Origin of the sequence: Protofrankia sp. CiT1, assembly GCF_917627335.1 — a bacterium.
Taxonomy (GTDB): Bacteria; Actinomycetota; Actinomycetes; order Frankiales; family Frankiaceae; genus Protofrankia.
On sequence record NZ_CAKJTP010000122.1, the window covers coordinates 11,925 to 13,316 of the forward strand.

At 69.5% G+C, this 1,392-nt stretch carries 1 protein-coding gene and 1 pseudogene; both read left to right on the forward strand.

Features of this window, described 5'->3' with window-relative positions; all coding sequences use genetic code 11:
• The first annotated feature begins 177 nt into the window (after window positions 1–177).
• Window positions 178–822: a DUF6308 family protein gene (locus MJ785_RS16650; protein WP_239312355.1), complete on the forward strand. Its 645-nt coding sequence runs from the start codon at window positions 178–180 to the stop codon at window positions 820–822.
• A gap of 56 nt (window positions 823–878) precedes the next feature.
• A pseudogene (locus MJ785_RS16655) lies at window positions 879–1,392 on the forward strand (hypothetical protein); the annotation flags it as partial.

Here is a 1,392-nt window from a genome sequence, read left to right on the forward strand (position 1 = left end):
ATGCGCGCGCGGCCGGCGGCCTGAGCTGGGCCGCTGCCATGTCGTGACAGTCACAGAGGAGGATGCTCGGAGGACGGGCGTTACGGCTGGCGCCGGGCGATATGAAGGTTGCGGTGCCCGGCGGCCAACGCCGGCCGTCACCAACGACACGACGAGACGACTTGAGGAGCCCCTGCGGTGAAGCTGGCGATGGGCACCCGGGAGGTCTTCGACGCGGAGAGCCTGCTTGAGGAGTACCTCGGTCCGCGCAAGCGAGGCCTGCGTTATGCCTACCCTTACTACGACGGGCTCACCACGAACGGTGACTCCGATCTGCTGTGCACGGGCGATCTCCTCGCCGCCTGCCTGCTTGGTGTCCAGGTGGATGTCGACCGGATGCACACGCTGACCGCGTTGATGCCGTTGCTGCAACGCGCGCTGGACAAGCTGCCGCCGGGGATCGAGCTGATCGAGGCCGACGAGGTCACTCTTGATCTTGTTGCGGCCCTGTACGACCCGCTTGACGATCCCGACGTCTTCGACCGGGACGTCAAGGGCTCGCTGATCGCCAAGGTCCTGCACCGCAAGCGGGCCGGGCTGGTGCCGCTGTTCGACTCGAAGGTCAGGATCTTCTACCAGCATGAGCGCTGCATCCCGCCGGCGCCGCGGGACGGCCGGTCCTGGCGTGAGTACATGCAGCTGTTGGTCAGGGCGATGCAGTACGACCTGCGGGAGAACGCCGACGAGTTCCGGCGGTTGTCCGCCCTCGTCCCTGACAGCGGACCGCCCCTGACCCCGCTGCGCATCCTCGACATCGTGGTGTGGATGAGCAGTGCCGTCTGATCCGCTGTTCCCGGCCGTGTTCATGATCTGGTTGCGCGCGTGATGCTGAGCGGGCCGTGGTGAGGCACGAGGAGGCGCCTTCGGGCTGTCTGCCCGCCGTTGTCGTCATGCCGTTGCGGGCGGCGCGCCGGGTTGTGACGGGCCGGGGCCGCGTCCGTGAGGAGCTCGGGCGGGGTGTAGCGCTGTGCGGCCGGGTCTGGGACGGCATCGCGGACCTCCCCTTCGAGGGTGTGGTCGTGATCGGCATGGACGGCCGGGTGGCCGCGATCGGGCCTCGGGACACGGTGGTGCTGCCGGGTGGCCTGCGTGTGATCGACTGCGCCTGGATCGGGCCGGGGGTCACCGATGCTCATGTTCATCTTGCGGCGGCCGCGGCATCCGGACACGATGAGCTGCGTGCTGGACTTGTCGCTGTGCGTGATCTGGGTTCCCCGATCGTGCGGCTGGCCCGCTGGCGTGTCGCCGCGCCGATCGCGGTTGCCGGGACCGGCCCGCGGGTGGTGGGCGCCGCGGACCCGCGACATCCGCGGCCCGCTCCGCCCGGCGACCGGAAAGCCGCTGACCAGGACG